This window comes from Limosilactobacillus albertensis, from assembly GCF_014145555.1.
Lineage (GTDB): Bacteria > Bacillota > Bacilli > Lactobacillales > Lactobacillaceae > Limosilactobacillus > Limosilactobacillus albertensis.
The window spans coordinates 1-237 of sequence record NZ_JACIVD010000005.1 but is presented as its reverse complement, the minus strand read 5'-3'; the positions used below and the strand labels follow the sequence as shown (position 1 = coordinate 237).

The 237-nt window shown below is 49.4% G+C and carries 1 rRNA gene; it reads left to right on the top strand.

The features are described from left to right. Positions 1 to 237: ribosomal RNA gene (locus tag H5S41_RS00080) — 23S ribosomal RNA — on the top strand; the annotation flags it as partial.

Sequence of the window (237 nt, the reverse complement as noted above, 5' to 3'; positions counted from 1 at the left end):
TGCTTCGGGGAGCGGTAAGTACGCTTTGATCCGGAGATTTCCGAATGGGGCAACCCAATCAGCTTAGTCGCTGATTACTTGACTAGTGAATCCATAGCTGGCAAGAGGTAGACGCAGTAAACTGAAACATCTTAGTAGCTGCAGGAAGAGAAAGAAACATCGATTCCCCGAGTAGCGGCGAGCGAAAAGGGAAGAGCCCAAACCAACAAGCTTGCTTGTTGGGGTTGTAGGACTGAA